Annotated in this window: 28 protein-coding genes; 20 read left to right on the plus strand and 8 right to left on the minus strand. The window is 65.7% G+C overall.

Annotation, left to right across the window (positions count from 1 at the left end; translation table 11 throughout):
- Window position 1 precedes the first annotated feature (1 nt).
- Both cpaB and LH20_RS09840 read right to left on the minus strand, forming a co-directional pair.
- Entirely contained in the window at window positions 2–1,039 is a 1,038-nt protein-coding gene (gene cpaB / locus LH20_RS09835; protein ID WP_053554041.1) for a Flp pilus assembly protein CpaB, read from the minus strand.
- Window positions 1,040–1,087: 48 nt separating this feature from the next.
- On the minus strand, window positions 1,088–1,597 hold the full coding sequence (locus tag LH20_RS09840) for an A24 family peptidase (RefSeq protein WP_053554042.1): 510 nt from the start codon (window positions 1,595–1,597) through the stop codon (window positions 1,088–1,090).
- A 75-nt stretch (window positions 1,598–1,672) separates the two neighbouring features.
- On the opposite strand from LH20_RS09840, the gene LH20_RS09845 reads away from it, so the two are divergent.
- Both LH20_RS09845 and LH20_RS22910 read left to right on the plus strand, forming a co-directional pair.
- The gene (locus LH20_RS09845) at window positions 1,673–2,803 is read left to right on the plus strand and encodes an NAD(P)/FAD-dependent oxidoreductase (RefSeq protein ID WP_053556214.1); all 1,131 of its coding nucleotides are present in this window, start codon (window positions 1,673–1,675) and stop codon (window positions 2,801–2,803) included.
- 85 nt (window positions 2,804–2,888) lie between these two features.
- Window positions 2,889–3,065: a YegP family protein gene (locus LH20_RS22910; protein WP_079637949.1), complete on the plus strand. Its 177-nt coding sequence runs from the start codon at window positions 2,889–2,891 to the stop codon at window positions 3,063–3,065.
- A gap of 26 nt (window positions 3,066–3,091) precedes the next feature.
- On the opposite strand, the gene rnhA is transcribed toward LH20_RS22910, so the two are convergent.
- The 3 genes from rnhA to ispH are packed head-to-tail and all read right to left on the minus strand — an operon-like array spanning window position 3,092 to window position 5,483.
- Entirely contained in the window at window positions 3,092–3,550 is a 459-nt protein-coding gene (gene rnhA / locus LH20_RS09850; RefSeq protein WP_053554043.1) for a ribonuclease HI, read from the minus strand.
- Window positions 3,547–4,506, minus strand: coding sequence for a homoserine kinase (gene thrB, locus LH20_RS09855; protein WP_053554044.1), 960 nt, complete (start codon window positions 4,504–4,506; stop codon window positions 3,547–3,549). Before thrB ends, rnhA begins: the two co-directional genes overlap by 4 nt.
- Window positions 4,506–5,483 carry a 4-hydroxy-3-methylbut-2-enyl diphosphate reductase gene (gene ispH, locus LH20_RS09860; RefSeq protein WP_200905462.1) on the minus strand — a complete coding sequence of 326 codons (978 nt, stop codon included), beginning with the start codon at window positions 5,481–5,483 and terminating at the stop codon, window positions 4,506–4,508. Before ispH ends, thrB begins: the two co-directional genes overlap by 1 nt.
- Window positions 5,484–5,638: 155 nt before the next feature.
- On the opposite strand from ispH, the gene LH20_RS09865 reads away from it, so the two are divergent.
- From LH20_RS09865 to tatC, 9 genes are all read left to right on the plus strand, one after another.
- On the plus strand, window positions 5,639–6,310 hold the full coding sequence (locus LH20_RS09865) for a hypothetical protein (protein ID WP_053556216.1): 672 nt from the start codon (window positions 5,639–5,641) through the stop codon (window positions 6,308–6,310).
- A gap of 135 nt (window positions 6,311–6,445) precedes the next feature.
- Window positions 6,446–8,173, plus strand: coding sequence for an arginine--tRNA ligase (gene argS / locus LH20_RS09870; RefSeq protein ID WP_053554045.1), 1,728 nt, complete (start codon window positions 6,446–6,448; stop codon window positions 8,171–8,173).
- On the plus strand, window positions 8,173–8,946 hold the full coding sequence (locus tag LH20_RS09875; RefSeq protein ID WP_053554046.1) for an SPOR domain-containing protein: 774 nt from the start codon (window positions 8,173–8,175) through the stop codon (window positions 8,944–8,946). Before argS ends, LH20_RS09875 begins: the two co-directional genes overlap by 1 nt.
- A gap of 105 nt (window positions 8,947–9,051) precedes the next feature.
- The gene (gene nagZ, locus LH20_RS09880) at window positions 9,052–10,059 is read left to right on the plus strand and encodes a beta-N-acetylhexosaminidase (protein ID WP_053554047.1); all 1,008 of its coding nucleotides are present in this window, start codon (window positions 9,052–9,054) and stop codon (window positions 10,057–10,059) included.
- Window positions 10,037–10,840, plus strand: a complete 804-nt coding sequence (locus tag LH20_RS09885) for a segregation and condensation protein A (protein ID WP_442800455.1) — start codon at window positions 10,037–10,039, stop codon at window positions 10,838–10,840. Before nagZ ends, LH20_RS09885 begins: the two co-directional genes overlap by 23 nt.
- Entirely contained in the window at window positions 10,837–11,436 is a 600-nt protein-coding gene (gene scpB / locus LH20_RS09890) for an SMC-Scp complex subunit ScpB (protein WP_053554048.1), read from the plus strand. The genes LH20_RS09885 and scpB overlap by 4 nt, the downstream gene beginning before the upstream one ends.
- 70 nt (window positions 11,437–11,506) lie before the next feature.
- Window positions 11,507–11,740, plus strand: a complete 234-nt coding sequence (locus tag LH20_RS09895) for a twin-arginine translocase TatA/TatE family subunit (RefSeq protein ID WP_053554049.1) — start codon at window positions 11,507–11,509, stop codon at window positions 11,738–11,740.
- Between the two features lie 31 nt (window positions 11,741–11,771).
- On the plus strand, window positions 11,772–12,149 hold the full coding sequence (gene tatB / locus LH20_RS09900) for a Sec-independent protein translocase protein TatB (protein ID WP_053554050.1): 378 nt from the start codon (window positions 11,772–11,774) through the stop codon (window positions 12,147–12,149).
- Complete coding sequence (gene tatC / locus LH20_RS09905; RefSeq protein ID WP_053554051.1) at window positions 12,146–12,955, plus strand: twin-arginine translocase subunit TatC; 810 nt, start codon at window positions 12,146–12,148, stop codon at window positions 12,953–12,955. Before tatB ends, tatC begins: the two co-directional genes overlap by 4 nt.
- A gap of 21 nt (window positions 12,956–12,976) precedes the next feature.
- Here tatC and LH20_RS09910 read toward each other — a convergent pair whose 3' ends face one another.
- A complete protein-coding gene (locus tag LH20_RS09910) occupies window positions 12,977–13,105 on the minus strand; it encodes an entericidin A/B family lipoprotein (RefSeq protein ID WP_053554052.1) in 129 nt (42 codons plus the stop codon).
- 226 nt (window positions 13,106–13,331) lie between these two features.
- On the minus strand, window positions 13,332–14,789 hold the full coding sequence (gene mgtE / locus LH20_RS09915) for a magnesium transporter (protein WP_053554053.1): 1,458 nt from the start codon (window positions 14,787–14,789) through the stop codon (window positions 13,332–13,334).
- A gap of 172 nt (window positions 14,790–14,961) precedes the next feature.
- Between mgtE and LH20_RS09920 the strand changes: the two genes are divergently transcribed.
- Window positions 14,962–15,411 (plus strand): peptidylprolyl isomerase, encoded by a 450-nt coding sequence (locus LH20_RS09920; RefSeq protein WP_053554054.1) that lies wholly within the window; start codon window positions 14,962–14,964, stop codon window positions 15,409–15,411.
- Window positions 15,412–15,557: 146 nt separating this feature from the next.
- Here the strand turns inward: LH20_RS09920 and LH20_RS09925 are convergent, their stop codons facing one another.
- On the minus strand, window positions 15,558–16,694 hold the full coding sequence (locus LH20_RS09925; RefSeq protein ID WP_053554055.1) for an NAD(P)H-dependent flavin oxidoreductase: 1,137 nt from the start codon (window positions 16,692–16,694) through the stop codon (window positions 15,558–15,560).
- Between the two features lie 104 nt (window positions 16,695–16,798).
- On the opposite strand from LH20_RS09925, the gene nadC reads away from it, so the two are divergent.
- From nadC to LH20_RS09965, 8 genes are all read left to right on the plus strand, one after another.
- Window positions 16,799–17,647: a carboxylating nicotinate-nucleotide diphosphorylase gene (nadC, locus tag LH20_RS09930; RefSeq protein WP_053554056.1), complete on the plus strand. Its 849-nt coding sequence runs from the start codon at window positions 16,799–16,801 to the stop codon at window positions 17,645–17,647.
- 34 nt (window positions 17,648–17,681) lie between these two features.
- On the plus strand, window positions 17,682–18,464 hold the full coding sequence (locus LH20_RS09935) for a ribonuclease T2 family protein (protein WP_235527173.1): 783 nt from the start codon (window positions 17,682–17,684) through the stop codon (window positions 18,462–18,464).
- A gap of 94 nt (window positions 18,465–18,558) precedes the next feature.
- Window positions 18,559–18,795: a hypothetical protein gene (locus LH20_RS09940; protein ID WP_053554057.1), complete on the plus strand. Its 237-nt coding sequence runs from the start codon at window positions 18,559–18,561 to the stop codon at window positions 18,793–18,795.
- Window positions 18,796–18,871: 76 nt separating this feature from the next.
- Window positions 18,872–19,267 (plus strand): type II toxin-antitoxin system HicB family antitoxin, encoded by a 396-nt coding sequence (locus tag LH20_RS09945; RefSeq protein ID WP_053554058.1) that lies wholly within the window; start codon window positions 18,872–18,874, stop codon window positions 19,265–19,267.
- A gap of 89 nt (window positions 19,268–19,356) precedes the next feature.
- Entirely contained in the window at window positions 19,357–20,745 is a 1,389-nt protein-coding gene (locus tag LH20_RS09950) for a TIGR03013 family XrtA/PEP-CTERM system glycosyltransferase (protein WP_053554059.1), read from the plus strand.
- A gap of 2 nt (window positions 20,746–20,747) precedes the next feature.
- Window positions 20,748–22,856, plus strand: a complete 2,109-nt coding sequence (prsK, locus tag LH20_RS09955) for an XrtA/PEP-CTERM system histidine kinase PrsK (RefSeq protein WP_235527174.1) — start codon at window positions 20,748–20,750, stop codon at window positions 22,854–22,856.
- Window positions 22,856–24,232, plus strand: a complete 1,377-nt coding sequence (gene prsR, locus LH20_RS09960) for a PEP-CTERM-box response regulator transcription factor (protein ID WP_053556219.1) — start codon at window positions 22,856–22,858, stop codon at window positions 24,230–24,232. Before prsK ends, prsR begins: the two co-directional genes overlap by 1 nt.
- Window positions 24,233–26,074, plus strand: a complete 1,842-nt coding sequence (locus LH20_RS09965; RefSeq protein WP_053554061.1) for a tetratricopeptide repeat protein — start codon at window positions 24,233–24,235, stop codon at window positions 26,072–26,074.
- The last annotated feature ends 28 nt before the right edge of the window (window positions 26,075–26,102 follow it).

The raw sequence follows: 26,102 nt of genomic DNA on the forward strand, positions 1-26,102 counted from the left end.
CTTACTTCCCCCCAACCGGAACTTCGGTAGTCCTGTCACCGCGGGTCACGCGAACGACCGGACCGCTGGACACCGGCGCCGGGCGTCCGCCCGCTGCCGGAGCGCCCGCATATGCAGCCTGCTGCGGCGCGGCTCCGCTGCCGCCGACGCGGCCCCTCACCGGGATCCAGAAGCGCGATACGTCGCCGCCCGTCGTGGCCGAGCTGCGGCCCGAAGTCGGGCGCGCCGCGACTTCGGCGAGCATCTTGCGTTCAGCGGCGGTGCCGCCCTTTGCGGGCACATCGATTTCACCCGAGGCAATCGCGGCCTCGAGTTCGCCGCTCGTTTCCGCCAGCGGACGCAGGGCGAGCGAAAGCTTGCCCATATTCTGGGCCACCGCGATCTTCTCTGCGATTTCGGGCGTCGCCTCGAGCGTCACCGAGCCGAAGGTGCGAACCGGCGTCTTGCCGGTTTCGTCCTTCGCGTCGTAGCGCTGGTCGGTCGCAAGGACGCGGACGTTGCGCACGATCGTCTCGGCCGTGAACAGCTGATCGTCGGGATAGGCGCTGCCCTCCTTGACCTCGATCGTCTGCGACAGCACGACGTCGACCCGGTCACCGGGGAAGACAAAGCCCGCAACGCCCTGTTCCTGCGAGACCTTGACGGTCACGGCGCGCATGCCGGGGCCCAGAGCCGCAGCGAGGAAGCCGCGATCGTCAGGATGGACGAGAGCGCCCTGGGTGAGCGGTTCGCCCGCGGTGATCGGATAACGCACGACCGTTCCGACCAGCGAGTTCACGTCGGTCTTCTCTTTCAGGAAATAGGCCTTCTCGACCAGGTCCTTCGGCCAGGGTTGAAACCGGAAGCTGTCAGGACCGATGATCGTGCCGGCGGGTAGCTGCCGCGTCGCAACGAGAATTGTCGGTCCGGAAATTTCCGGCGCCGCCGCTGCGCGCGCGGTCGGTGCCGAGGCCCCGCGCATCATCTGGTTGACCCCAAAGGCCGCGCCCACTGCAACGATCAGCGCGCCGACGATCAGCATTATCTTTCGCGTATCCATGACGATTTTTCGCCCTCCTGCACGCACCGGAAACGGCCGTGCTTTCCCTCAAGCCGATGCGATAGACTGAAACTGGTTAAGATAATGTTGGTGAAGCGCCCAAAGGCCTGCCGCCGCGATCGCGACCCCGTAGGGGACCTCGACGGGCTTTTGGGATGGACGCAATTTGATGTGAATGAGCATGGCGCCTGACAGCAGTCCGCCGGCAATCGCCATGACGGTCAGCGTCGGCATGAACAAAGGCAGCGGGATCCACAGCATCACCGCACCGATCATCTTGACGTCGCCGCCGCCCATGGCGCCGATCGCGAAGAGCCCGGCAAAAGCGAGGAAGACGCCGAAGGCGGCCGCGAACTGAAGCGGCATCTCGGGCCAGGCCAAAAGACCGCTCGCAAACCAGAAGGGGATGGCGAGCAGCGCGATCGCCGCGTTCAGCGCATTGGAAATCGTGCGCGACCGCAGGTCGCTGATCGCGGCAGCGATCATCAGCGCGGCGAGGAGAGCCATCAGGCCAAGAGCGGTCGGATTGTGTCCCACAGCATTTTCAGTAGCAAGCATGGCTTACCAAAGCGTAACCATGTTGAAATCCCCGCCCGGCTTGCATTCCCCGCGCGGGCCGATATGCGCCTTGGCATGAGCGACGCGCCGCCCCATGCCACCGACGTTCTCGTTGTCGGCGCCGGGATCGCGGGCGCGAGCCTCGCGGCCGCGCTCGCGCCGTACCGGAAGATCGTCATCATCGAGGCGGAGGATCGCCCCGGCGTTCACGCCACCGGACGTTCGGCCGCCTTCTGGCACGAAAGCTATGGCGGGGTCGGCATACAGCCGCTTTCGGCCGCCTCCTATGCCGCGCTCGCGCGCCCCGACGGCGATTTTTCCGACCATCCCTTTCTCGCGCCTCGCGCTGCGCTCACGATCGGGCGCGGCGAGGAAAAGGAAGCGGTCGACGCTTTCACGCGGGCCTTTGCGGCCAAGGGCGTGGACATCGTGCGTTTCGCGGCGGCCGAGGTGAGAGAAAGAGTGCCGGGCATCCGGTCCGACTGGACCGAAGCTGCCTATGAGGCGGCGTGCAGCGATATCGATGTCGCGGCGCTCCACGCTGCCTATCTGCGCGCAGCAAGGCGCGCAGGCGCAAAACTGGTTGCGCGCGCGCCGCTCATCGCGGCGCGCCGGCGCGGCGGGCGGTGGCATGTCGAGACGGGGCGGGGCGAGATGATCGCCGATGTCATCGTGAACGCGGCGGGCGCCTGGGCGGACGGGGTCGCAGCGGCCTGCGGCGTCAAACCGCTCGCCATCCAGCCCTATCGGCGCACTGTACTTCAGGTCCGACTCGGGGTGCCCGTGCCGGCCGCCCTGCCGCTGATCGTCCATGTTGGCGGCCAATTCTATTTCAAGGGCGAGAGCGAAGGCCGCATTTGGCTGAGCCCGCATGATGAAACGCCTTCCGAGCCCTGCGATGCGGCACCCGAGGAAATCGACGTCGCGCTGGCGATCGAGCGGCTGCAGGCGGTCGTCGACTGGCCCGTCGCGGCGGTCGAGCGCAAATGGGCGGGACTGCGCAGTTTCGCGCCCGACCGTCTGCCTGTGTTCGGCGCGGACCCTTGCGAGCCTGCCTTCACCTGGTGCGCGGGGCAGGGCGGTTTCGGTATCCAGACCTCGCCTGCCATTTCCGCGCTGCTTGCAGCCCAGCTCGGCGCGCCGGCGCCCGGGGGCGCGATCGGGGCCCTCGATCCCAGCCCTTATTCGCCGGGCCGTTTTGCCTGACCCATCGAGGCGCTTGCGCGCGGCGGCGAGGCGCTTAACATAGGTTAGCCGCGCATCCTGGCGGCTCCGCTTGGTGGAGGACCCGATGGCCCATTATTTCGAGATCAAGAAAAACAAGGCGGGCGAGTTCGTCGCCTATTTCAAATATAATAGCGAAACGATCTTCTGGACCGAAGGCTACAGCAGCAAGGCCTCGGCGAAAAACGCCATCGAGTCGATCAAGAAGAATGGCCCCGGCGCCGAAACGCGCGAAGCCGAATAGCTTTTGCAAAAGGCCGGTGCGGGCGCCTAGCGCGCCCGGGCCGCAGCAAGCGCAGCGTCACTGGCAAGCTGGTCGGCAAGCTCATTGTCGCCGTGCCCGGCGTGACCCTTGACCCAGAGCCATTCGATCTCGTGCCGCTTTGCCTCGGCTGCGAGGCGCTGCCACAGATCGGCATTGGCGACGGGCTTTTTCGCGGCGGTCTTCCAGCCGTTCCTTTGCCATCCGTGGATCCATTTCGTGATGCCGTCGCGAACATAGACGCTGTCGGTGGACAACTCGACGCGGCACCCCCGCTTCAAGGTGGCGAGCGCCTCGATCGCGGCCATCAGTTCCATCCGGTTGTTGGTTGTCTCTGCCTCGCCTCCCGATATCGTCTTAACGACATCGCCCCAGCGCAGCACCGCACCCCAGCCGCCCGGGCCCGGATTGCCCTTGCACGCGCCGTCGGTCGCGACGATCACCGTTCTGCCTGCGCTCCCCGTCATGCCCCGAAGAGATCCATCGCATCGGGGGCAGAGTAGCGGCGCAGGCGCGCGAGAAAGGGCGAAGGGTCCTTGCGCGTCACGAGCGCGTCCGCGGGCGTGTGGATCCAGTCGTGGGCGCGCGTCAGCAGGAAACGAAGCGAGGCGCCGCGCGCAAGGATGGGCAGCGCGGCGCGTTCCTCGCTGGTGAGCGCGATCTCGCGCGCATAGCCGCGCATCAACGCCGCTGCGCGCGCCCCATCGCACCGCGTCCCGTCGGAGGAGAAGGTCCATGATGCGTGGGTGACGGCAAGATCATAGGCGCGGTAGTCACTCGCGGCGAAATAGAAGTCGATGAGCCCCGTCACTTCGTCGCCCAGCATGAGCACATTGTCAGGGAAAAGGTCTGCGTGGATCACGTGCGCGGGTAGGTCCGCGGGCCAGCGCACACCCAGATAGCCGAGTTCGGCATCGACGATTGCGCCGAGGCCCGGCAGCACGGTGTCGAGATCGCCCGCGGCCTGTGCGATCTCGCGCCAATGCCGATGACCCATGTTGTTCTCGCGAACGCCCGCGAAATCTTCGAGCGCCCGGTGGGTTCGGCCGAGCGCGGCGCCGGCGGCTTCGCACTGAGCCGCGGTCGGCCGCGTCAGCGAGATTCCGGGGAGAAATTGGATAATGCACGCCGCGCGCCCTGAAATCTGCTGGATCGCAGCGCCGCTTCGATCGCGGATCATCGCTGGCACCGGGCAGCCCTTGGCAGCGAGATGGCCAAGCAGGTCGACGAAAAAAGGCAGTTCGTCGGCGCGAACCCGCTTTTCATAGAGCGTCAGGATGAAGCGTCCGTCCGTCGTCTCCAGGAGGAAATTGCTGTTTTCAACGCCTTCGGCAATGCCCTTGCACGAACGGACGGTCCCGATGTCGTAGCGGGCAACGAGCGCAGCCAGGTCGTCGGGATCGACCTCGGTATAGACCGCCATCAGCGTTCAAGCCCGCGCGGCAACTTGAAGATCATGTTTTCCTGCGCGGTCACGACGACGTCCTCGACGATTCTGCGGTGCTTCGCCACGGCATCGATCACTTCGCGCACCAGCGTCTCGGGCGCGCTCGCGCCCGCGGTGATGCCGAGCGTTGCGATATCCGCGAGCCAGTCGGGCGCGATGTCGTCGCCGCGTTGAACGAGATGGGCAGGGGTGCCGAGCCGCTCGGCAACCTCGACAAGGCGAAGGCTGTTCGAGCTGTTCGGGGCGCCGATCACGATCACCCGGTCGCACTGGCCCGCAATCGCCTTCACGGCCGCCTGCCGGTTTGACGTTGCGTAGCAAATATCCTCTCCGCGGGGTCCCTGGATCGAGGGAAAGCGATGCTCAAGTGCGGCAACGATGTCGCGCGTATCGTCGACGGAGAGCGTCGTCTGGGTGAGAAAGGCAAGCTTTTCAGGATCGGGCGGCGTCAGGCGGGCGACGTCGTCGACCGATTCGACCAGTGTCATTGCGCCGTCGGGAAGCTGCCCAAGCGTCCCGATGACCTCGGGATGCCCGGCGTGCCCGATGAAGACGATGTGGCGTCCGGCCTCGTGCGCGCGTTCGGCCTGCCGGTGCACTTTCGAGACCAGGGGGCAGGTCGCGTCGATATAATCGAGCCCGCGCGCTGCGGCCTTTGCGGGCACGGCCTTGGGAACGCCGTGCGCACTGAACACCACCGGAACGCCATCGGGAACCTGATCGAGCGATTCGACGAAGATCGCGCCCTTGGCCTTCAGCTTGTCGACGACATAGCGATTGTGGACGATTTCATGGCGCACATAGACGGGCGCGCCGAAACGTTCGATCGCGAGTTCGACGATGCGGATCGCCCGGTCGACGCCGGCGCAAAATCCGCGCGGCGCCGCGATCAATACCTTGAGTTCCGCCGGTTCGGCTCGAAGCGGGGACGCCATTTTGAGCGGTGCGTTCATGCCGCAGCGCTCTAGCGTAGGAGGCCGTCTGCGGTAAAGCGGCTTGTGGGGCGGGCGCCTGCCTGTTGCACCTCGTTCATCGCGCCGATAAGAAGCGGCGCGCATGGAGCGGGAAAGACCCCGTCCCGTCCCGCCGATTGGAAAGCCTGACCCTTATGAAGCCGACTTCCTCCTCGTCCCGCAAGATCATCGCCATCCTTTGCGGGGTGGCGGCCATGGCGACGGCGGCCGGCTGCGGACGCGACAATGAGCTCGACATCTCGGCGGGTGTCGGCATCACCGCGACGCGCGACAAATGCCCCGCGGTCGCGATTCCGCTGCATACCGGCGACATCACCCTGTTCGACCCCGCGACGCGCCGCGATGCGGGCGCGATCGACGTCGTGGCGACGATCACGAAGCTGACGCCCCAGTGCAACGACACGGGTGAGAAAATCTACCAGCTCGCCGATTTCGACGTCGTGGCAACGCGCCGCGATGCAGGACCGGCACGCAGCGTCACCTTGCCCTATTTTGCGACAGTCGTGCAGGGCGGGACCGCGGTGGTGGCGAAGCGTCTCGGCCAGGTGACCGTCAGTTTCGCCGAGGGCGAGACCCGCGGGTCCGGCCATGCGCAAGCGTCGGCCTATGTCGACGCGGCCGCGGCGACCTTGCCCGCCGACATTCAGGAGCGCATCACGCGCAAGCGCAAGCCCGGCGATGCCGACGCGGCTGTCGATCCGCTCAGCCTGCCCGAGGTGAGAGCGGCGGTGCAACGCGCCAGCTTTGAACTGCTCGTCGGCTTCCAGCTGACGCCCGAACAGCTCGAATATAACGTCCGACGATAGGGTGTCGCGGCGGCGCGGCGGCGCCCGTCGCATCTTCGATGACCTGCGGCGCCCGGCGGCGGCGCAGGGCTTTTCGTGTTGCCCAAGCTGCGATAGGGCGCGCTTCAATCCCTTGAACCAGGATAGGTCCCTTTCATGACCCTCTTCAGCCGCTTTTCCGATCATATCGGCGCCGCGCTCGATGCGCTGGCCGCCAGGAATGCCCTGCCGGCGGGGCTCGAGCGAAGCGCGATCAGCGTCGAGCCCCCGCGCGATCCCGCGCACGGCGATGTTGCAACGAACGCCGCGATGGTGCTTGCCAAACCCGCAGGCATGAACCCGCGCGCGCTCGCCGAGCTGCTCGTCGCCGAACTCGGCGCGCTCGGCGAGGTCACCGAGGCGAGCGTTGCGGGGCCGGGTTTCATCAACTTGCGCCTCGCCGATGACAGCTGGCGCGAGGAGCTTGCGCTCATTCACGAAAAGGGCGCCGATTACGGTCGCTCGGCGATGGGCGAAGGCCGCCGGGTCAATATCGAATATGTCTCTGCCAACCCCACAGGGCCGATGCACGTCGGCCATTGCCGCGGCGCGGTGGTCGGGGATGCGCTTGCCGCCTTGCTCGAATTTGCCGGGCACAAGGTGATCCGCGAATATTATGTCAATGATGCAGGCGCGCAGGTCGATGTTCTCGCCCGCTCGGTCCACATGCGTTACCGCGAAGCGCTCGGCGAAGATATCGGCGTGATCCCGGAAGGTCTTTATCCTGGCGACTATCTGAAGCCGGTCGCCAAAAGCCTCGCGGCCGAATATGGCGACCGCTTCGTTGGCGCGCCGGAGAGCGCCTGGCTTGGCCTGTTCCGCGCCGAGGCGGTGAGCGCGATGATGGACATGATCCGCGGCGATCTTGCGAAGCTTGGCATTCATCACGATCTTTTCTCGTCGGAAGCTGAACTGCAGGCGGAAGGCAAGCCAGCGGCGGCGGAGGCGTGGCTGCGCGAGCAGGGGCTCGTCTATGATGGTCTGCTCGAAGCGCCGAAGGGGGAGACGCCCGAGGATTGGGAACCGGTTGAGCTGCCGCTGTTCCGCTCGACCCAATTTGGCGACGATCAGGACCGGCCGATCAAGAAGTCGGACGGCAGCTGGACCTATTTCGGCGCCGACCTTGCCTACCATTATCAAAAGGCCCAGAGCGCCGACGAGCTGATCGACATCTGGGGCGCCGACCACGCCGGCACCGTCAAGCGGATCAAGGCGGCGGTTGCAGCGCTGACGGGCGGAAAGACGCGTTTCGACGTCAAGCTCGTCCAAATGGTGCGCCTTCTTAAGAATGGCGAACCGTTCAAGATGTCGAAGCGGGCCGGCAATTTCGTGACGCTCGCCGACATTGTCGACGAGGTCGGCAAGGATGCGGTGCGCTTCACCATGCTGACGCGCAAGGCCGATGCGCAGATGGATTTCGACTTTGCCAAGGTCGTCGAGGCGTCGCGCGACAATCCTGTCTTCTATGTCCAATACGCCCATGCCCGGATCGCTTCGCTGAAGCGAAAGCTGGCCGAGACAGGCGTCGCGGCCGCTTCACCCGAACTGGCGCGCCTCGATGCCTATGAACTGGGCCTCGTGAAGCTTCTCGCGCAATTCCCGCGCATCGTCGAGGCAGCCGCATCGGCGCGCGAGCCGCACCGCATCGCCTTCTACCTCGGCGACGTGGCAGCTGCCTTTCATGCCTGGTGGAACATGGGCAACGACCGCCCCGAGGCGCGCGTGATTTTGCCGGCTGACCCCGAACTGACGGCGACGCGGCTTTATTTGGCCGATGGAATCGGGCAGGTTATCCGCAATGGGCTGCACCTGATGGGGGTCGACGCGCTCGAGGAGATGGCTTGATGGGCGATAACGGGGATGCGGGGCTGGGATTGGACGCCGAGGATCGGCTGCCCTGGCTGGAGGCGGCGGACGACTATGAAGACGATCCGGAAGTTTCGCCGACCCGCCTGCTTGTCATGGTCTTGGGCGGCCTCCTCCTGATCGGTGCCGTGCTCGGGGGGCTCTGGTGGCTCCAGAATGGCGGAGCGCGCGGCAATGGCGAGCTGATCGCTGCCCAGCCGGGCCACTACAAGGTCGTGCCGAGCAACGATGCCTCGCGGACTTTCGAAGGCGAAGGGGATGCAAGCTTCGCCGCGAGCGAGGGCGTGGAGCCCGCGGGCCGGGTGGATCCGAGCCGGATGCCCGAGGAGCCGGCTGTCACGCCCGCCGAACGCGAGGCTGCGGCAAAGGCTGCCGCGGCGAAGCAGGCAGCTGAAAAGGACGCGGCGAAAGCCGGGGCGGGGCGGGCTGCCGCGGCCGGCAGTGCGGGGGCGGCTCCCGCTGCAACCTTGGTGAAAACCTCCGTGGGCAGCGCGGCGAGCGCACCGGCCGAGGCCGGCGGCGCCCTTGTTCAGCTCGGCGCTTTCCGCAGCGAAGCGGCCGCAAACAAGGCCTGGGCGAACCTTTCGAAGCGCTTTGCCTATCTTGCCGAACTCAACCGCTTCGTATCGGCGGCGGATGTGGGCGGCAACAAGGTCTACCGCCTTCGCGTCGCGGCAGGGACGGCCGCCAACGCCAAGACTTTATGCGGTAAACTACGGGTAGCAGGGGAGAATTGCGATATCGTCCGCTGATTCGGCCCGTTTCGCCGCAACCGGCGTTGGTTCGTATCGGCCGCTATGGCATGATGCGTCCCTTGGTTGCCGCGTGAGGGGGCGCCAGCCTATGGAGGTTGACGCATGATACCCGCAATTTTCGGCCTTTCGGGCCTGACGCTGACCGACGATGAGCGCGCTTTCTTTCGCGATAGCAGGCCTGCAGGTTATATCCTCTTTGGCCGCAACATCGAGAATCGCGAGCAGCTCAGGCGCCTTACCGACGATCTGCGTTCGCTCGATGGCCGCACCCATTTGCCGATCCTGATCGACCAGGAGGGCGGACGCGTGGCGCGGATGAAATCGCCCGAATGGCCCGATTTTCCAAGCGGCGCCGCTTTTGACGACCTCTATGAGCGGGCGCCGGCGAGCGCAATCGAGGCGGCGCGGCTCAACGCCATGGCGCTCGCCTCCATGCTCGCCGAGGTCGGAATTACCGTCGATTGCCTGCCGCTGCTCGATGTTCGCCAGCCAGGTGCGAGTGACGTCATCGGCGACCGCGCGCTCGGGAGCGAGCCGATGCGCGTCGCAGCGCTCGGGCGCGCGATCCTCTCCGGTCTCCAGGACGGCGGCGTCGTCGGCATCGTCAAGCATATACCGGGCCACGGCCGCGCGCTGCTCGACTCGCACGAGGAATTGCCTGTTGTGACGGCAAGCGATCACGACTTGCAGAGCGACCTTGCTCCCTTTGCGGCGCTGCGCGACGCGGCGATGGCGATGACCTGTCATGTCGTGTTCAGCGCGTGGGACCCTGACCGCCCGGCGACCTTGTCGCCGCTGATTATCGACAGCGTGATCCGCCAGCGCATCGGTTTTCACGGCCTTTTGATGACCGATGATCTCGACATGAAGGCGCTGTCGGGCGATGTGCCCTCGCGCGCTGCGGCCGCGATTGCGGCGGGCTGCGACATCGCGCTCAACTGCTGGGGGAAGATGGACGACATGATCGGGATCGCGAACGCGCTCGATCCGATCAGCGAGAAGGCGCTCTCGCGCCTCGAGGGCGCGATGGACCGGATCGCGGGCGTGCGCGATCCGCGTCAGTTTGCGATGCTCGTCGATCAGCGCGATGCGCTGCTGGCGATCGCCTGAGCTGCCGATGGAGGAACTGCCACTCGATTTCGAGCTGGCTCCACGAGCGGCGGAGCGCGAAGATGCGCTGCAACTCAGCCTCGAAAGCTGGGAAGGACCGCTCGACCTCTTGCTGACCCTTGCGCGAAGCCAGAAGGTCGATCTGCGGCAGATATCCATCCTTGCGCTGGTCGAACAATATCTGACCTTCATCGCGGAAATGCGGGCGCTAAAGCTCGAGGTCGCGGCCGATTATCTCGTCATGGCCGCCTGGCTCGCCTATCTCAAATCGGCCCTGCTGCTGCCCAAGGATCCGGCCGAGGATCCCTCGCCCGACGAGCTTGCGCTCAGGTTGCAACTCAGGCTCCAGCGGCTTGCGGCGATGCGCGAGGCCGCAGCGCGGCTGCTCGCGCGCGACCGGGTCGGCCGCGATGTGTTCCTGCGGCCGAAGCCCGAAGGGCTGCGCGAGGTTCGGGTTCGGCGGTGGGACGCTACCCTCTACGACCTGCTCGCAGCCTATGGACAGGTCAAGCTGCGCACCGAACCCGTCGTCCATATGGTCGCACGGCGCCCGGTGGTCACGCTCGACGCGGCGCTTCATCACCTTGAGCGCATGATCGGAATCAAGCTCGACTGGGCCGAACTCTCCGACTTTCTCCCCCCCGATTATGTGGGGCCGCTGCGCCGCTCGGCGATTGCATCGAGTTTTCTTGCAGCACTCGAACTTGCGCGGCAGGGCCGCGTCGACCTCAAGCAGGACGGCGCGTTCGAGCCGCTTTATCTGAAGGCGGCATCGGCATGACCCCTATCGACGATCGCGAACGCGCCATCGAGGCCATGATCTTCGCCAGCGACGAGCCGCTCGACCCGCGGCAGCTCGCGGCCCGCCTCGGTGACGATGTGACGGCAGGTGAGGTGCGCGCGATCGTCCAGAAAATCGCCGCGCGCCACGCAGGAAGCGGCATCGAACTGGTTGAACGCGGCGGACATTGGCACTTCCAGACGCCTGCCGACCTTGCGCATCTCCTCCGCCGCGAGCGCGACGATCCGCGCAAGCTTTCGCGCGCGGCTTCGGAGGTTCTCGCGATCATCGCCTACCATGAGCCGGTCAGCCGCGCCGAGATCGAGGCGATTCGCGGTGTTCAAACATCGAAGGGCACGCTCGACGTGCTGATGGAGGCCGAATGGATCGCCCCGGCGGGTCGGCGCGAGGTGCCCGGGCGTCCGCTTGTCTATCGGACGACGGACGCGTTTTTGCAGCATTTCGGGCTTGGCAGCCGCAAGGATCTGCCGGGCATCGACGATTTGCGCGCCGCGGGCCTTCTTGATCCTGTCGACCTTGCGTTCGAAGAGGCAATGGGCGAGCTGGATCTGGTCAAGGACGGCGAAGAGGCTTAGGGTTTTTTGACGTCGCCGCGTGCATTACGCGTCGCTCCCCCCTATATGGACGGCGCAAGGAGATTTTGAGATGGGTGGTTTGAGCATCTGGCACTGGCTGGTCTTCGGCGTGATCGTCCTGCTATTGTTCGGCAAGGGACGCTTCTCGGACATGATGGGCGACGTTGCCAAGGGCATCAAAAGTTTCAAGAAGGGCATGGCCGACGACGACACGCCGCCGGCCGCGCCTCGCCATATCGAAGGGCAGCGCGCTAGCGATCCGTCGGTCACACCGGCTCCGACCGCGGAAACCGAAAACCGCTGATTTTCGTCCGTCTGCGGGGATTGGCTGGTAAATGTTCGACGTTGCGCCCACCGAGCTGCTGCTCGTCATTGTCGTGGCGCTGGTCGTCATCGGCCCCAAGGACCTTCCCAAGGCGATGCGGTTTGTCGGCAAATGGGTGGGCAAGGCGCGCGGCATGGCGCGCCATTTCCGTGCCGGGCTCGACACGATGATGCGCGAGGCCGAGCTTGAAGAACTGGAAAAGCAATGGCGCGAGCAGAATGAGGCGATCATGCGCGAGTTTCCGCGTGTCGATGCCGAGCCGAACGCGCCAGCGATTCCCGCTCCGGTCCGTGAGACCGCCGCAGACGATGATGCGGCTGCCGCCCCAGCATCTCCTGAGCATCCCGAGACCCATGCCGTGCCGCCGAGGGACGGGCCGCTGCCATGACGGCTCCAACCCCGCTTGCGGACGATGAGGATGACGGTGCCGGCGGCAAGATGCCGCTGCTCGATCATCTGATCGAGCTGCGTTCACGCCTTTTGAAGTCGCTGCTTGCGATTGCCGTCGCTTTCGGGGCGTGCCTTTATTTCGCGCGGCCGATTTTCGGCATTCTCGTCCAGCCGCTCGTCCAGGCCGGGCAGGGCAAGCTCATCTACACCCAGTTGTTCGAGGCCTTTTTTGTCGAGATCAAGGTCGCGCTGTTCGCAGCGATGATGATCGCCTTTCCGGTGATCGCCAACCAGCTCTGGAAATTCGTGGCGCCGGGTCTCTATCGCCAGGAAAAGAAGGCGCTCCTGCCTTTTCTCTTTGCAACCCCGGTGCTGTTCGCGATCGGCGCGAGCTTTGCCTATTTTGTCACCGTGCCCTTGGCGCTCAAATTCCTGCTGGGATATCAAGGGACCGTCGGCGGGGTGACGCAGGAGGCGCTGCCCTCAGTGGGCAATTACCTCAGCTTCATCATGCAATTCATCATGGCGTTCGGCATCGCCTTCCTTCTGCCGATCCTCCTGATGCTGATCGAGCGGTCGGGACTGGTCACGCGCGCCCAGCTCATATCGGCGCGGCGCTACATGATCGTCGCGGCCTTCGGGATCGCCGCAGTCGCAACGCCGCCCGACGTTCTCAGCCAGTTCCTGCTCGCGGTGCCGCTGATCCTGCTTTATGAACTGTCGCTCTTCGCCATCTGGTTCACGCAGCGGCGGCGCAACAAAACAGGCGCCGAAACGGCGCCCGAGCCTCTCGAAGAGGGTTAGGGTAAGTTACTTTTCGGGCTCTCAGTTGATGGCGTCTGAGCCGGCCTGTCCAACCGATTCGATATCGCGGCCGACGCCCTTCACCGTATTGCAGCCAGCGACCAGAAAGCTGGCGAGCAGGGTGAGAAGGATAACACGGACACTCGTCATTCGATCACCTCTTGCGGGTTCCAGGGTGCAAAATGGCCCGGCACGCGTTCGAGGGGGGGGGAGGGAATGCGGGCCGGGCCAATGTTGCTGAGCAGCGCTGCGGGGGGGCGATGACCGCTGCTCGAAAGGGAAACGAGCCTGATGGCGGTAAGTTCCCAAAAAAATGCGCCGGGTCGCACTTTTTTCCGCGTTTCTTTTGAATCGCTTGGATTCCAAAAGTTTGCGGTCAGAGCGCCGTGATCCCGCTCGCCACTGCGAGCCCCAGAAAGGCGAGAAAGCCCATGGAATCGGTCGTCATGGTGACGAAAATGGAACTGGCGACGGCCGGATCCTGATCGAGCCGGTCGAGGAGGAGGGGAATGGCGACGCCCGCCACCCCGGCGACGAAAATGTTCACGATCATGGCCGCCGCAATCACGCCGCCAAGGCCGGGGTTTGAGAACCAGACGGCGGTCGCGGTTCCCGCGATCAGCGCAATCGTTCCGCCGTTGAGGAGCGCGATCTTCATTTCGCGCCAGACTGCGCGCCAGCTGTTCGAATCGGTGAGCTGGTTCATCGCGAGCGCACGAACCGTCACCGCGAGCGTCTGCGTTCCCGCATTGCCGCCGACGCCTGCGACAATCGGCATGAGCGCAGCCAGCGCCACCATATGTTCGATCGCGCCGCCGAACAGGCCGACGATCGTAGAGGCCACGAGCGCGGTGCCGAGATTGGCAATCAGCCAGCGCACACGCGCGGCATAGGTTTCGCGAATCGGCTCGTTGATGTCCCCGTCGCCGGCGCCGGACAGGCGCAAAATGTCTTCGCCTGCTTCTTCCTGAATGATGTGGACGATGTCGTCGACCGTGATCATGCCGACGAGCCGTCCGGCCTTGTCGACGACGGCAGCCGAGATCAGGGCATATTTCTGGAAGCGAAGCGCGACCTCTTCCTGGTCCATGTCGACCGGGATCAGCGTCTGCTCACGCTTCATCACGTCGCTGATCGCAATGTCGCGCGGGGTGCGCAGGATCCAGCTGAGCTGGCACGTTCCCACCGGGCGGTGCATCGGGTCGACAACAAAGATTTCCCAAAAATCGCTCGTGAGCTCGGTGTCTTCGCGCAAACGGTCGATGACGTCGCCAACGCGGACATGCTCGGGCACCGCCACAAGGTCGCGCTGCATCAGGCGGCCGGCTGATTCCTCGGGGAAGGAGAGCGCATCCTCGATCGCGGCGCGGTCCTCGGGCTCCATCGCCTGAAGGACGGCCTGCTGCTCGTCCTCCTCCATGTCCTCGATGATTGCGACCGCGTCGTCGGTGTCGAGTTCGGAGGCGATTTCCGCCACCTGCTCGGGCGCGAGCAGGTCGATCAGCCGCTCGCGCACATGCTCGTTCATCTCGGCGAGCACGTCCGGGGAGAGCATGTCGCCGAGGACCGAGGCGAGTAGCGGCCGGTCCTCATCGGACACCAGCTCAAACAGGTCGGCGATATCGGCAGGGTGGAGGCGGCCGATACGTTCACGCGCCGCTTCATGTTCGCCGGCTTCGGCGAGCGCGAGCACGTCGCTTACGAATTCGGGCTTCAGCCGATCGTCCTCGTCGAGCTCGGTCTCGGCCTCCTGGCTTGCACCTTCGGCGCCGCGGCCGCGGTCATCGGTGAGGATATCGTCTTGGGGGTGCAGGGAATCTTCGCGTTCGTCCATCGCGCGGCCCTCCCTGTCATGATCGGCCGAAACAGCCTCGTGAACCGAATTTCCCCCTAGTCCCGCAGGAAAGGCTTGGCAACGCCGGCCAAGCCGGCGCGGGCAATTAATGCGTGGCTTTGCCGGCTGCGCCCGCTATGGCACCGCCCATCCAATCCATGAGGAGCCCTCCATGTCCGAACAGACCCTTACCCTGTCGCTGTCGACCGGCGATGTTGTCATCCGCCTGCGCCCCGATCTTGCGCCGAAGCATGTCGAGCGGATCAGCCAGCTCGCGAGCGAAGGCTTCTACGATGGCGTCGTCTTTCACCGCGTGATCCCCGGCTTCATGGCGCAGGGCGGCGATCCGACGGGAACGGGCATGGGCGGCAGCCAGCTTCCCGACCTTCCCGCAGAATTCAACAGCGAACCGCACGTTCGCGGCATCTGTTCGATGGCGCGTGCGCAGAATCCGAACAGCGCGAACAGCCAGTTCTTCATCTGCTTCGAGGATGCCCGCTTCCTCGACAACCAGTACACCGTCTGGGGCGAAGTGATCGAAGGCATGGAAAATGTCGACGCGCTGCCCAAGGGCGAGCCGCCGCGCGAGCCTGGCAAGATCGTCAAGGCGACGGTTTCCTGAAAAATCGCTCTCGGCCCCTCCCCATGCCCCAAGGCATGGGGCAGGGGCCCATGCGGGGCAGAGGCGAGGGATCCGAGACGGCAGCGCAGGCGCTTAGCGCCGCAGACGGCCCCCTCCCACGGCATCGGGACGGGAAGCCTTGCTCGTCACTCCCCGAGGAAGCCGTTCAGGCGTTCGCAGGCAGCGATCCAGTCTTCCTTGAACGCCTGGACGACCTGGCCGGCGCTCATCGCCTCGTTCATCAGGCCGACCCCCTGGCCGACCCAATAGGTCGCGAGCGCCTTTGCGCCTTCGTGGCCGCCTTCTGACAATTTATCGACCTTGCGCAGCGCAGGTTCGCTGACCAGCGACTGGAGCGGCATCGGAAGCGGCTTGGGTGCGCCTTCGGCCTCCCATGCATCGGTCCATGGCGATCGAAGCTGGCGCGAGGGCTTTCCGGTGCGGCTCTTCGAGCGCACAGTATCGCGCGCCGAAGCCGCGAGCATCTTTTCCTTCACGACGGGATTGGTTTCGGCCTCGGCGGTGGTCAGCCACACCGATCCGCACCAGGCGCCGTGGGCGCCCATCGCCATCGCCGCCGCCATCTGGCGCCCGGTGACGATGCCGCCCGCGGCGAGAATCGGAGTTGGGTTTCCGATCGCATCGAGCGCAGCGGCAACCTCGGGTACGAGCACCATCGTCGCGACTTCGCCGCAGTGGCCGCCGGCCTCGCCGCCTGCGACGACGAGAATATCGACCCCTGCGCGCACCTGCGCCAGCGCATGGTCGCGCGTACCGACAAGGGCCGCGACGGGAACATCATGCTGCTTTCCAAGATCGAGCATCAGCTGGGGCGGGACGCCGAGGGCATTGGCGATGAGCCTGATCGGATGGCGGAATGCGACCTCGAGGAGTCTTGCTGCACCTTCATCGTGCATGTTGTCCCCAAAACTCTGCCGCTCGCTCATCGCATCGTCGAGCCCCGCGGCGTCGACGTCGAACTGGCCGAGAATCCGGGCCGCAAACTGCCGGTGCGTCTCCGGGACCTGTGGCGCGGCGGCGGCCGGCGCTTCGCCCTTGCCGGAGAAGCTGTTGGGAACGATGAGGTCGACGCCGTAAGGACGTCCGCCGATATGCGCGTCGATCCAGGCAAGTTCCTCTTCGAGCCGGTCAGGCGACAGGGCGGCGGCGCCGAAAACGCCCATGCCGCCGGCTTTCGACACGGCCACGACGACGTCGCGGCAGTGCGAGAAAGCGAGAAGGGGAAATTCGATGCCGAGGAGGGCCGAGATGGGGGATTGCATGGTGTCGCTCCGAAGGTGGCATGGTTGCCGCGTCGACGCATGTCAGCGCCAGTTAACGTAAACGTCAAGTTGATTTGCAGACCCCAGCCATTATCGCGGGGGCCATGACCGATTTCTCGCTCCCCGGCTTCGACCTCGATGCCTTCGTCCGCGCCACGCTTTCCGAAGATCTCGGTATCGGCGGCGATATCACCTCCCTCGCGACAATTCCTGCGGAGGCGCGCTTCGAAGGGGTGATGGGCAGCCGCGACGCGATCACCGTCGCGGGATTGCCGATCGCGGTGCGCTTCTTCCGTGCGCTTGCGCCCGACATGGCCATCGAGGTGCTGGTCGAGGAGGGCGCGCAAGTTGACCCCGGTACCGACCTTGTTCGCCTGTCGGGCAATGCGCGCGCGATGCTGACTGCCGAGCGCTCGGCGCTCAACACGGTACAGCATCTGTCGGGCATCGCGACGCTGACGCGCACCTATGTCGACGCGATTGCCGGGACGGGTGCGACGCTGCTCGACACACGCAAGACGATTCCCGGCCTTCGGGTGCTCGAAAAATATGCCACCCGGATGGGCGGCGCGACCAATCACCGGATGGGTCTCTGGGACGCGGCGATGATCAAGGACAATCACGTCGCGGTGGCGGGATCGGTCGAGGAAGCGGTGCGGCGGGCGGTAGCGGCCGGAATCGAAACGATCATCGTCGAAGTCGACCGCGTCGACCAGGTGGCGCCCGCGCTTGGCGCCGGGGCGACACACTTGCTGCTCGACAACATGGACCTTGCAGCCTTGCGCGACTCGGTTGCGATCGTTGCCGGTCGCATTCCCACCGAAGCCTCGGGCGGGGTTCGGCTCGACACGATCCGCGCGATAGCCGAAACCGGCGTGACCTATGTGTCGGTGGGGCGGCTCACCCAATCGGCCCCCGCCGCTGACATCGGGCTCGATTTTGCGCTGGCTTAACGCCCTCCGCCATCCCTTTGCCGCGCGCCTCCCATTGAGCAGCTTCGATCTGGCGCGCGAGGGAGGCGTGCTCCTTCGGCAATCCAGGCTCGGACCGAAGATCGGGGCCTTCTGGGCGGCCATCGTCTTTATGCTGGCACCGACATATGCCCAGGCGCAGGCGCTCGCCTGCACGGCGCCCGATCATATCCCGGTTCCGCGCCCCGAAACGGCGCCGCGCGGCGAGCCGGCGCGAAGCCCCAGGATCGCAGGGTATCTTTTGGCGATGAGCTGGTCGCCGCAGCGCTGCGCGAGCGCTGCCAATCCGAAGCGGGCGGCCGATCGCTTTCAATGTTCAGGGGAGAATGGGCGCTTCGGCTTTGTCCTTCACGGTCTGTGGCCCGAGGCGGACGGTCCCGCCTATCCGCAATGGTGCCGCCCGGCGCAGACCGTGCCCGCGACCGTCCTCCGTCGCCACATGTGCATGACGCCCTCAGCGCAGCTGCTGCAGCACGAATGGGCAAAGCACGGCACCTGCATGAGCCCGAATCCCGCCGCCTATTTCCGCGCCGCTGCGATCATGTTCGGCGCTGTGCGCTTTCCCGACATGAAAGGCCTCGCGGCGCGCCCGCAGACCGCAGGCTCGGTCCGCGCTGCCTTTGCGCGCGTCAACCCGGGGATAAGTGCGCCGATGATCGCGGTCGCAACCGATCGCAAGGGCTGGCTCACCGAAGTGCGCATCTGCCTTGGCCCCCGGATGCGGCCGCAGCGCTGCAAGCCGTTCCAGGCGGGCGCCGGCGAGCGGGCCACCGTGCGCATCGCCCCTCCGCCACTTTAGCCGACCGGCTGCAACACGTCCCGGGACGGGACGCTTGGCCCGTTAACGACTTTTTAACCTTACCGGATCGTTAAGATCTGCCTAGCGTCGGGGCATGGACCGACTCGACCCCGATCTTCGCATCGACATTCGCGGCCGCTTGCGCGACCACGATGCACGGCAGTTGGCCATCGCGCGGCTTCGCGCTCCGGCGGACTGGGAAGGCTCGCTGCGCCGGGCGATCGCCGCCGAACGCCGCTCGCGGCCCGGGCTCGTGAGCAGCCGCGACGTGCGGCTTTTCCTCGAGAGTTTCGCGGTGTTTTTTACCGCGACTATCGTGTTTTTGCTGTAGGAAAGCCGGACATCCTAACCTCGTTGTGAGGAGGGTTTGCGCAAATAATTACGCAATCACCCGATGAAGATTCGCTATGAAATATTTCTACGCTCTCGTTCATAAGGATGCTGACGGCGCGTTCGGCGTGACCTTTCCCGATCTTCCTGGCTGCTTCTCGGCAGCCGATAATCTCGACGACGTTCTTCCTAATGCCGCAGAGGCGCTGGCGTTGTGGTTCGACGATCAAGAGGAGGTCGTTCCGATGCGGCTTGATCAGGCTCAGGCTGCCGTGGCTGACGAGTTGGCCGCAGGCGCGTTTCTCGTCGCTGTCCCTCGCATCGCCAACGATCATCATGTTGTTCGTGCCCACATCTCGCTGGATCGCGGCATATTGGAGGCGATAGATAAAGCCGCGTCTGAGCGGAGCCTGACCCGGAGCGCCTTCATAGCGCAGGCGGCTCGGAACGAGATCGAGCGACGCGCGCGATGAGTCCGCTGTGCATGAACCAGGTGTAAAGTTAACCGACACTTCACCCCTGGCCCGTAGGATCGGCCGCCGGAAAGGGCGCGCCATTCTTCATGTTCAGGCTGTTCAAACATTATGTGCCGTACGCGGTCGTCTGGCTTGCGCTGTTTGAGTTCGCAGTGCTGCTCGTCTCGGCGGAGGCCGCGTGGCATATCTATGCGCATCAGACGGGGTTCGATGCCGGACCGCCCATAGGGCGCTGGGTGCCGGTCGTCACCTTTGCGCTCGCCAACGCGCTCGCGATGATGGCGGTCGGCATGTACGGCACCGAGGCGCTACGGGCGATGGGCTTTGCCACCGCGCGGCTGCTCGCTGCGATCTCGCTTGGCGTCATCTTCCTGTCGGTCGTGCGCTTTCTGTTGCCCGATGCGACGCTGTGGCGCGCAAACAGCCTCTACGCGATGGTTCTTGCGATCGGGGCGCTCCTCATCGTCCGTCTCGCGCTGACACAGAGCGCGGGCGCTGACGCCTTTCGCCGGCGCATCCTTGTGCTCGGCGCCGGACCGCGCGCGGCGCGGCTCAAGGGGCTTGCCAATGCGCCGGGAAGCGGGCTCAGTATCGTCGGCTTCGTCGCGATGCGGCCAAGTGAAACCGCGGTCCCGGAGGCGCTGCCCCGCGCATCGGTGCCGAGCCTTGCCGACCATGCCGTTGCGCTCGGCGCCGGCGAAGTCGTGCTCGCGATGGAGGAACGGCGCGGCGCTCTGCCGCTTTCCGACCTTCTGCGCGTCAAGACGACCGGGGTGCACGTCAACGATATGGCGAGTTTTCTTGAGCGCGAGACGGGGCGCGTCGACCTTGCAACCACCAACCCGAGCTTTCTCATATTTTCCGATGGCTTTTCAGCGGGACAGCGCATCGCCAAGGTCAGCAAGCGATTGTTCGACATCGTCGCAAGTCTTGCGGTTCTGGTGATCGGCCTCCCGCTGATCCTTCTCGCGGGAATTGCGGTCAAGCTCGATAGCAAGGGACCGATATTCTATCGCCAGCCCCGCGTCGGGCTCTACGGCCAGATCTACAATATCGTGAAGATCCGTTCGATGCGGACCGATGCCGAGGCCGCAGGGCAGGCGGTGTGGGCGAGTGAGAATGACCCGCGTGTCACGCGTGTCGGGCATATCATCCGCAAGCTTCGCATCGACGAACTGCCGCAGACCTGGTGCGTCCTTAAAGGTGAAATGAGCTTTGTCGGGCCGCGCCCCGAACGCCCGAGCTTCGTTGAAGAACTGACGCGCGCTCTCCCCTATTATGCCGAGCGCCATATGGTGAAGCCCGGCCTCACGGGCTGGGCACAGATCAATTATCCCTATGGCGCGTCGGTCGAGGACGCCCGTGTCAAACTCGAATATGATCTTTATTATGCGAAAAATTATTCGCCCTTTCTCGACCTCCTGATCCTGCTTCAGACGGTGCGCGTCGTTCTATGGCCGGATGGGGCGCGCTAGGCGTGTCCCAGCTTCTCGCCCTGTCCGGTCTCCTTGCGACGCTCGCGCTGGCGGGGTTTGCCGGGGTGACCTTGTGGCTGCTCAGCCGGCCAAGGGCACGGATGGCGGCGCTGATGCCGGCACCCCATTGGCTGATTGCGGCGGCCGGGGGGACCACTATCTGGTGTATCGGCGTCGAGGCGTTCGGGCCAGGGTCCGCGCAGGCGATGCTTGGGCGGGCGGTGCGCAATATCACGTGGCTCGGATGGCTTGGCGCGACCTTCTGGAACGCACGCGCGCCCATGTCTCCGCCGCAGCGGCTGATCCTGCGACTTCTCATGACCATTTGCGCCGTCGCCGCGATTGGCGGAGTCGCGAGCTTTCTCAACCACCTTCCGGCAGCGGGGTGGATGGCGCCCGGCCTCGCGATCGCTGCGATGATCACCGCGTCGGGCGGGCTTCTCCTCGTCGACAGCGGTGTGCGCCATGGCAGCGCAGGGCTCAGGATGCCCGTGCTCGCGGTCGGCGGCGGCTTTGCGATGCTCTGGGCGTATGAACTCAATGTCCAGCTGATCGGGGCGCTGACGGGCGCGCCTGCAACGACGCTGATCCTGCTGCTCCCCGCCGTGGCACTGCTCATCCTGCCGACCTTCATCGTTGCTGCCATGGACGTCGGCCGCGAGCGGATGCGGCTGTCGCGCACCGCGGCTACGCGCACGATCCTGCTGCTCGGCGCCGCCGCCTACCTGGTGCTGATCGGACTGACGGGCGCGGTCGCGCGGCTTGTCGGGGGCGATTATGGCGAGCTTGCCCAGGGGATATTCCTGCTTTTCGCGCTCGGGGCCGGGGGGCTGCTGTTCCTGTCGAGCCGCGCCCGCGCATGGATCTCGGTGATGATATCGAAGCATTTTTTCGAGCATCGCTATGATTACCGCGCCGAATGGATGCGATTCACCGCGACCCTCGGGCAGGCGGAGGAAGGCGAGGGCAGCACGAACCTCCACCGCCGGGTTGCGAAGGCGCTCGCCGAGCTAACCGGCAGCCCCGGCGCGCTGCTGATGCTCCCCGACGCGCAGGGTACGTTCTGCGTCGCCGACGATTGGCGCTGGCCGGGCGGCGCGGACGAGGCGGCCGAGCTGCCGCTGCGCTGCGCCTTCGTGCTCCAGGAGACGCAGCATATCGCAGACCTCGATGCGATACGCCGCGCCGGCGCCAAGGCTGGCGATGAGCTCGCACTTCCACCGTGGCTGATCAACGACTTGCGCGCCTGGGTCGCAGTGCCGGTTCTTCATTTCGGGCGTATGCTCGCGCTGGCAGTGCTTCACCGGCCGGCCGTTTCGCGCGCGCTCGACTGGGAGGACCTGGACGTACTGCGCATCGCGGGGCGTCAGGCGGCGAGTTATCTTGCCGAATCGCAGAGCCAGGCGGCGCTTTCGGAAGCAAAGCGCTTCGACGAGTTCAACCGGCGCTTCGCCTTTATCATGCACGACATCAAGAATCTCGCGAGCCAATTGTCGCTGCTCGCGCGCAATGCTGAACGGCACGCCGACAAGCCAGAGTTCCGTGCCGACATGGTTGAGACACTCAAGCTCTCGGCGGGGCGGCTTGCAGGTCTGATCGCGCGCCTGTCGCCGCGCGAAAGAGGCAGGCCCGCCGAGGCCGCGCGGACCTTTGTCGAGCCCGTGCTTAGCGACATTGCCGCGCAGATGCGGCCGCGCGCGTCTCTAGTCCTCGGCTGCGAGCCGGGACTGGCGGCCTGGGCCGACGCTGCCGCGCTGCGCCAGATCGTCGAGCAGCTTGCGTCCAATGCCATCGACGCTTCGCCCGAAGGCTCGCCTGTGCAGCTGATCGCCGCACGCGAGGCAGGACGGGTTCGGATCGACATTCTCGACCTCGGCACCGGGATGACCCGCGCCTTCATTCAGGACGAGCTGTTCAAACCGTTCGTCTCGACGAAGGAGGGCGGGTTTGGGCTCGGCGCGTTCGAGGCGCTTCAACTCGCGCAGGCCATGGGCGGGGCAATCGACGTGATGAGCGAACCGGGGAAGGGAAGCCGCTTCACCGTGTGGCTGCCGGCAGCGGGCGAGAAGCGCGCGAACGACGCGGGACATGAATGGATGAAAGCGGGATGATGACAAGCGTGGGGACCGAGACGCGAAAGCTCCTGGTGGTTGAGGACGACCCGGGGCTGCAGACACAGCTCAAATGGGCCTATGAGGATTATGAAGTATTGATCGCGGGGGATCACGACCGCGCGATCGAACTTTTGCGCGCCGAGGAACCTGCGGTGGTGACACTTGACCTTGGCCTCCCGCCCGACGCCGACGGCACCCGCGAGGGTTTTCGCTTGCTGAGCGCGATTCTGGAGGCAAAGCCCGACACCAAGGTCATCGTTGTCTCAGGGCACGGCGAGCGCGCGAGTGCGCTCGGTGCGATCGCGAACGGGGCGTGGGATTTCTATCAGAAGCCGATCGATATCGACGAGCTTGGGCTCATCGTCCGGCGCGCCTTCCATGTCCGCGCACTCGAGGTCGAGAATGCCCGTCTCGCCAGCGAGGGTGCAGGGGACAACCGCGTTCTCGGCGGAATGATTACCGGGGCGCCCGAGATGCTGAAGCTTGCCCGTACGATCGAGCGGGTCGCCGACCTTGGCGTCAGTGTGATGCTGCTCGGCGCGAGCGGCACCGGCAAGGAATTGCTCGCCCGGGGACTGCACGAGGCAAGTGCGCGGCGCGACGGGGCGTTCGTTGCGATCAACTGCGCCGCGATTCCCGAAACCCTGCTCGAAAGCGAATTGTTCGGGCATGAGAAAGGCGCGTTCACCGGCGCGGTCAAGACGACCGAGGGCAAGATCGAACTCGCGCACGGCGGCACGCTCTTCCTTGACGAAGTCGGCGACATTCCCCTGCCGCTGCAGGTCAAGCTCTTGCGCTTCCTTCAGGAGCGGACAATCGAGCGGATCGGCGGCCGCAAGGCGATCGCGGTGGACACGCGCATCGTCTGCGCAACGCACCGCGATCTCGACGCAATGATCAGACAGGGGAGCTTCCGCGAGGATCTTTATTACCGCCTCGCCGAGATGGTGGTGAAGATCCCCGCGCTCGCAGAGCGCCCGGGCGATGCGGTGCTGCTCGCCCGCCATTTCCTTCATCATTATGCGCCCGAGATGAACCCTGGCGTCCGCGGCTTCGCCTCCGATGCGCTCCACGCGATCGACGCGGCGCCCTGGCCCGGCAATGTCCGCGAGCTTGAAAACTGCATCAAGCGCGCGGTGATCATGGCCGATGGCAAGTTGGTGACCAAGGATGACCTCGATCTTTCGAGGGAGCAAGCCGGCGAAGAGCCAGATTGGCTTAACCTTCGCAGCGCGCGCGAGGCGGCCGATCGTGTGGCGATCCGCCGCGCCATGACACAAAGTGAGGGCAATATCTCGGCGGCGGCGAAGTTGCTCGGGATCAGCCGTCCGACGCTCTATGATCTGCTCAAGCAGTATCGGATGCAGGCCTGAATGACACCGCCTCGCGTCTGGATGGGCGCGCTGCTGACGGCAGCGCTACTGGCCGGGTGCGATGGGCCGCGGCCGATGAGCGGGCGCGAAACGCTCGAGAAGCGGCGCGCGGAACTGCAGGCATCGCCCGCATCGGAGGAGTCGGTCGAAGCGCAGGTCGAGCTCGCGCGTATCGCACTACGCCTTCGTGACGGGGTGGCCGCTGAAGCGGCGGTCAAGGCCGCGCTTGCCGCCGGCGCGCGCGCCGAGCTGCTGCGCCCGCTCCTCGCGCGCGCCTACGCAGCGCAAGGGGATGGCGCGCGCGCGCTCAAGACGCTTGGCAGCGGGCCCGTCGCGCCTGAAATGGCGGGCGAGGCGGCATGGGTGGCAGGCCTTGTCTACCTCAGGGATGGCGACCTTGGTGCGGCGCGCGAGGCGCTTGACCGGGCCGTTCGCGAATTGCCGCGCGAGGCCGCGCTCTGGGTCGACGTCGCGCGCTTTCGCGATGCCAATGCCGATGCGATGGGGGCGCGCGATGCCGTGGATTATGCGATCGAACTCGACCCCGCGAACGCCGAGGCGCTCGCGCTCAAGGCCAATCTGGTGCGGACCCGCGCAGGGCTCACCGCATCCCTTGCCTGGTACGAAAAGGCACTTGCCGCCGATCCAGGCAATGCCGGGGCGCTGATCGACCAGGCCGCGACGTTAGGCGACCTTGGCCGCTATCGCGACATGCTTGTCTCGCTGCGCCGTGCTGCGCGGATCGTCCCGGGCGAGCCCCGCCTCTATTATCTGCAAGCGGTGCTCGCGGCGCGCGCGGGCAACTATCTCCTCGCGCGCAGCCTGCTCCAGCGCACGGGCGGGCAGATGGACGAAGAGCCGGCTTTCATGTTGCTGAGCGCCATCGTCGAACTCGAACTTGGCGGCGAGGCGCTGGCCGCGAGCTGGGCCGAGCGGCTGATCGCCGAGCAGCCGCACAACTGGACCGCCCGGCGCATCCTCGCGGCGGCGAGCTGGGCCGACGGCGATGCCGATGGCGCCGCTGAGGCGCTGGCGCCGATCGTAGCGCGAAGCGATGCCGACAGCTGGTCGCTATTGCTTGCAGCGCGGGTGGCCGCCGAAGACGGTGATGGCGAGGCGTCGGCTAGCTATCAGGCGCGCGCGGCGGCGCTGACGCGCGGCGATGCGGCGCCTTTCGCGATCGACGACAGCTATGGGCTGGTTTCGATGGCGGCCGACGCCGCGCCGCTCGATCCGGCAAAGGCGATTCCGGCCATCCGCGCCGACATCGCAAGCGGCCGCATGCAAAATGCCCTCGCGCGCGCGCTAAGGCTGCGCAGCGCTAATCCGGGGGTTGCCGACGCCCATCTCCTGTTTGGCGACACAGCGCTCGCCGCCGGCGCATCTGACCTCGCGGTGATTGCCTATCGCAGGGCGCGGGACCTTGACGCCGGTGAGCGCACTACGCTGCGGCTTGCCAATGCCCTCTACCAGGCCGGCGATGCTGCGGGATCGGGCGCGGCGATCCTGGCGCTGCGCGACAGTCAGCCCTCGAGCGTCGCTGCTGACCGGCTCGCGGGGCATCTCGCGATGGATCTTGAGCATTGGGACCAGGCGATCGCCCATTTCGAGCGGGTGCGCCGTCGGATCGGTAACCGAGACGCGGCAGTGCTGCGCGAACTTGCGCGCGCCTGGGCGGCGAAGGGCGATGCGAAGCGTGCGCTGACCCTGATCGCGCGCGCCTATCGGCTGCAGCCGCTGAACGGCGAGATCATGGGGATCTACGCCGATCTTCTTGAAGGCGAAGGCTATCGCCGGGCGGCCATGGATTTGCGCGAAAAGGCAGCGCAGATTGGAAAATAACGAGAGGAACGCGTCCCCTTGCCCTTCG

It is taken from the genome of Sphingopyxis sp. 113P3 (assembly GCF_001278035.1).
Taxonomy (GTDB): Bacteria; Pseudomonadota; Alphaproteobacteria; order Sphingomonadales; family Sphingomonadaceae; genus Sphingopyxis.

Coding starts and splice junctions, on each gene's coding strand:
- ispH (WP_200905462.1), bottom strand. CDS start 5,483: ATGAACGCACCGCTCAAAATGGCGTCCCCGCTTCGAGCCGAACCGGCG.
- LH20_RS09920 (WP_053554054.1), top strand. CDS start 14,962: ATGTCCGAACAGACCCTTACCCTGTCGCTGTCGACCGGCGATGTTGTC.
- LH20_RS09940 (WP_053554057.1), top strand. CDS start 18,559: ATGGACCGACTCGACCCCGATCTTCGCATCGACATTCGCGGCCGCTTG.
- LH20_RS09845 (WP_053556214.1), top strand. CDS start 1,673: ATGAGCGACGCGCCGCCCCATGCCACCGACGTTCTCGTTGTCGGCGCC.
- rnhA (WP_053554043.1), bottom strand. CDS start 3,550: ATGACGGGGAGCGCAGGCAGAACGGTGATCGTCGCGACCGACGGCGCG.
- LH20_RS09865 (WP_053556216.1), top strand. CDS start 5,639: ATGAAGCCGACTTCCTCCTCGTCCCGCAAGATCATCGCCATCCTTTGC.
- nadC (WP_053554056.1), top strand. CDS start 16,799: ATGACCGATTTCTCGCTCCCCGGCTTCGACCTCGATGCCTTCGTCCGC.
- mgtE (WP_053554053.1), bottom strand. CDS start 14,789: ATGGACGAACGCGAAGATTCCCTGCACCCCCAAGACGATATCCTCACC.
- prsR (WP_053556219.1), top strand. CDS start 22,856: ATGACAAGCGTGGGGACCGAGACGCGAAAGCTCCTGGTGGTTGAGGAC.
- LH20_RS09910 (WP_053554052.1), bottom strand. CDS start 13,105: ATGACGAGTGTCCGTGTTATCCTTCTCACCCTGCTCGCCAGCTTTCTG.
- LH20_RS22910 (WP_079637949.1), top strand. CDS start 2,889: ATGGCCCATTATTTCGAGATCAAGAAAAACAAGGCGGGCGAGTTCGTC.
- cpaB (WP_053554041.1), bottom strand. CDS start 1,039: ATGGATACGCGAAAGATAATGCTGATCGTCGGCGCGCTGATCGTTGCA.
- nagZ (WP_053554047.1), top strand. CDS start 9,052: ATGATACCCGCAATTTTCGGCCTTTCGGGCCTGACGCTGACCGACGAT.
- LH20_RS09840 (WP_053554042.1), bottom strand. CDS start 1,597: ATGCTTGCTACTGAAAATGCTGTGGGACACAATCCGACCGCTCTTGGC.
- scpB (WP_053554048.1), top strand. CDS start 10,837: ATGACCCCTATCGACGATCGCGAACGCGCCATCGAGGCCATGATCTTC.
- LH20_RS09965 (WP_053554061.1), top strand. CDS start 24,233: ATGACACCGCCTCGCGTCTGGATGGGCGCGCTGCTGACGGCAGCGCTA.
- LH20_RS09925 (WP_053554055.1), bottom strand. CDS start 16,694: ATGCAATCCCCCATCTCGGCCCTCCTCGGCATCGAATTTCCCCTTCTC.
- LH20_RS09885 (WP_442800455.1), top strand. CDS start 10,037: ATGCGCTGCTGGCGATCGCCTGAGCTGCCGATGGAGGAACTGCCACTC.
- tatC (WP_053554051.1), top strand. CDS start 12,146: ATGACGGCTCCAACCCCGCTTGCGGACGATGAGGATGACGGTGCCGGC.
- LH20_RS09950 (WP_053554059.1), top strand. CDS start 19,357: ATGTTCAGGCTGTTCAAACATTATGTGCCGTACGCGGTCGTCTGGCTT.
- argS (WP_053554045.1), top strand. CDS start 6,446: ATGACCCTCTTCAGCCGCTTTTCCGATCATATCGGCGCCGCGCTCGAT.
- thrB (WP_053554044.1), bottom strand. CDS start 4,506: ATGGCGGTCTATACCGAGGTCGATCCCGACGACCTGGCTGCGCTCGTT.
- LH20_RS09875 (WP_053554046.1), top strand. CDS start 8,173: ATGGGCGATAACGGGGATGCGGGGCTGGGATTGGACGCCGAGGATCGG.
- LH20_RS09945 (WP_053554058.1), top strand. CDS start 18,872: ATGAAATATTTCTACGCTCTCGTTCATAAGGATGCTGACGGCGCGTTC.
- tatB (WP_053554050.1), top strand. CDS start 11,772: ATGTTCGACGTTGCGCCCACCGAGCTGCTGCTCGTCATTGTCGTGGCG.
- LH20_RS09895 (WP_053554049.1), top strand. CDS start 11,507: ATGGGTGGTTTGAGCATCTGGCACTGGCTGGTCTTCGGCGTGATCGTC.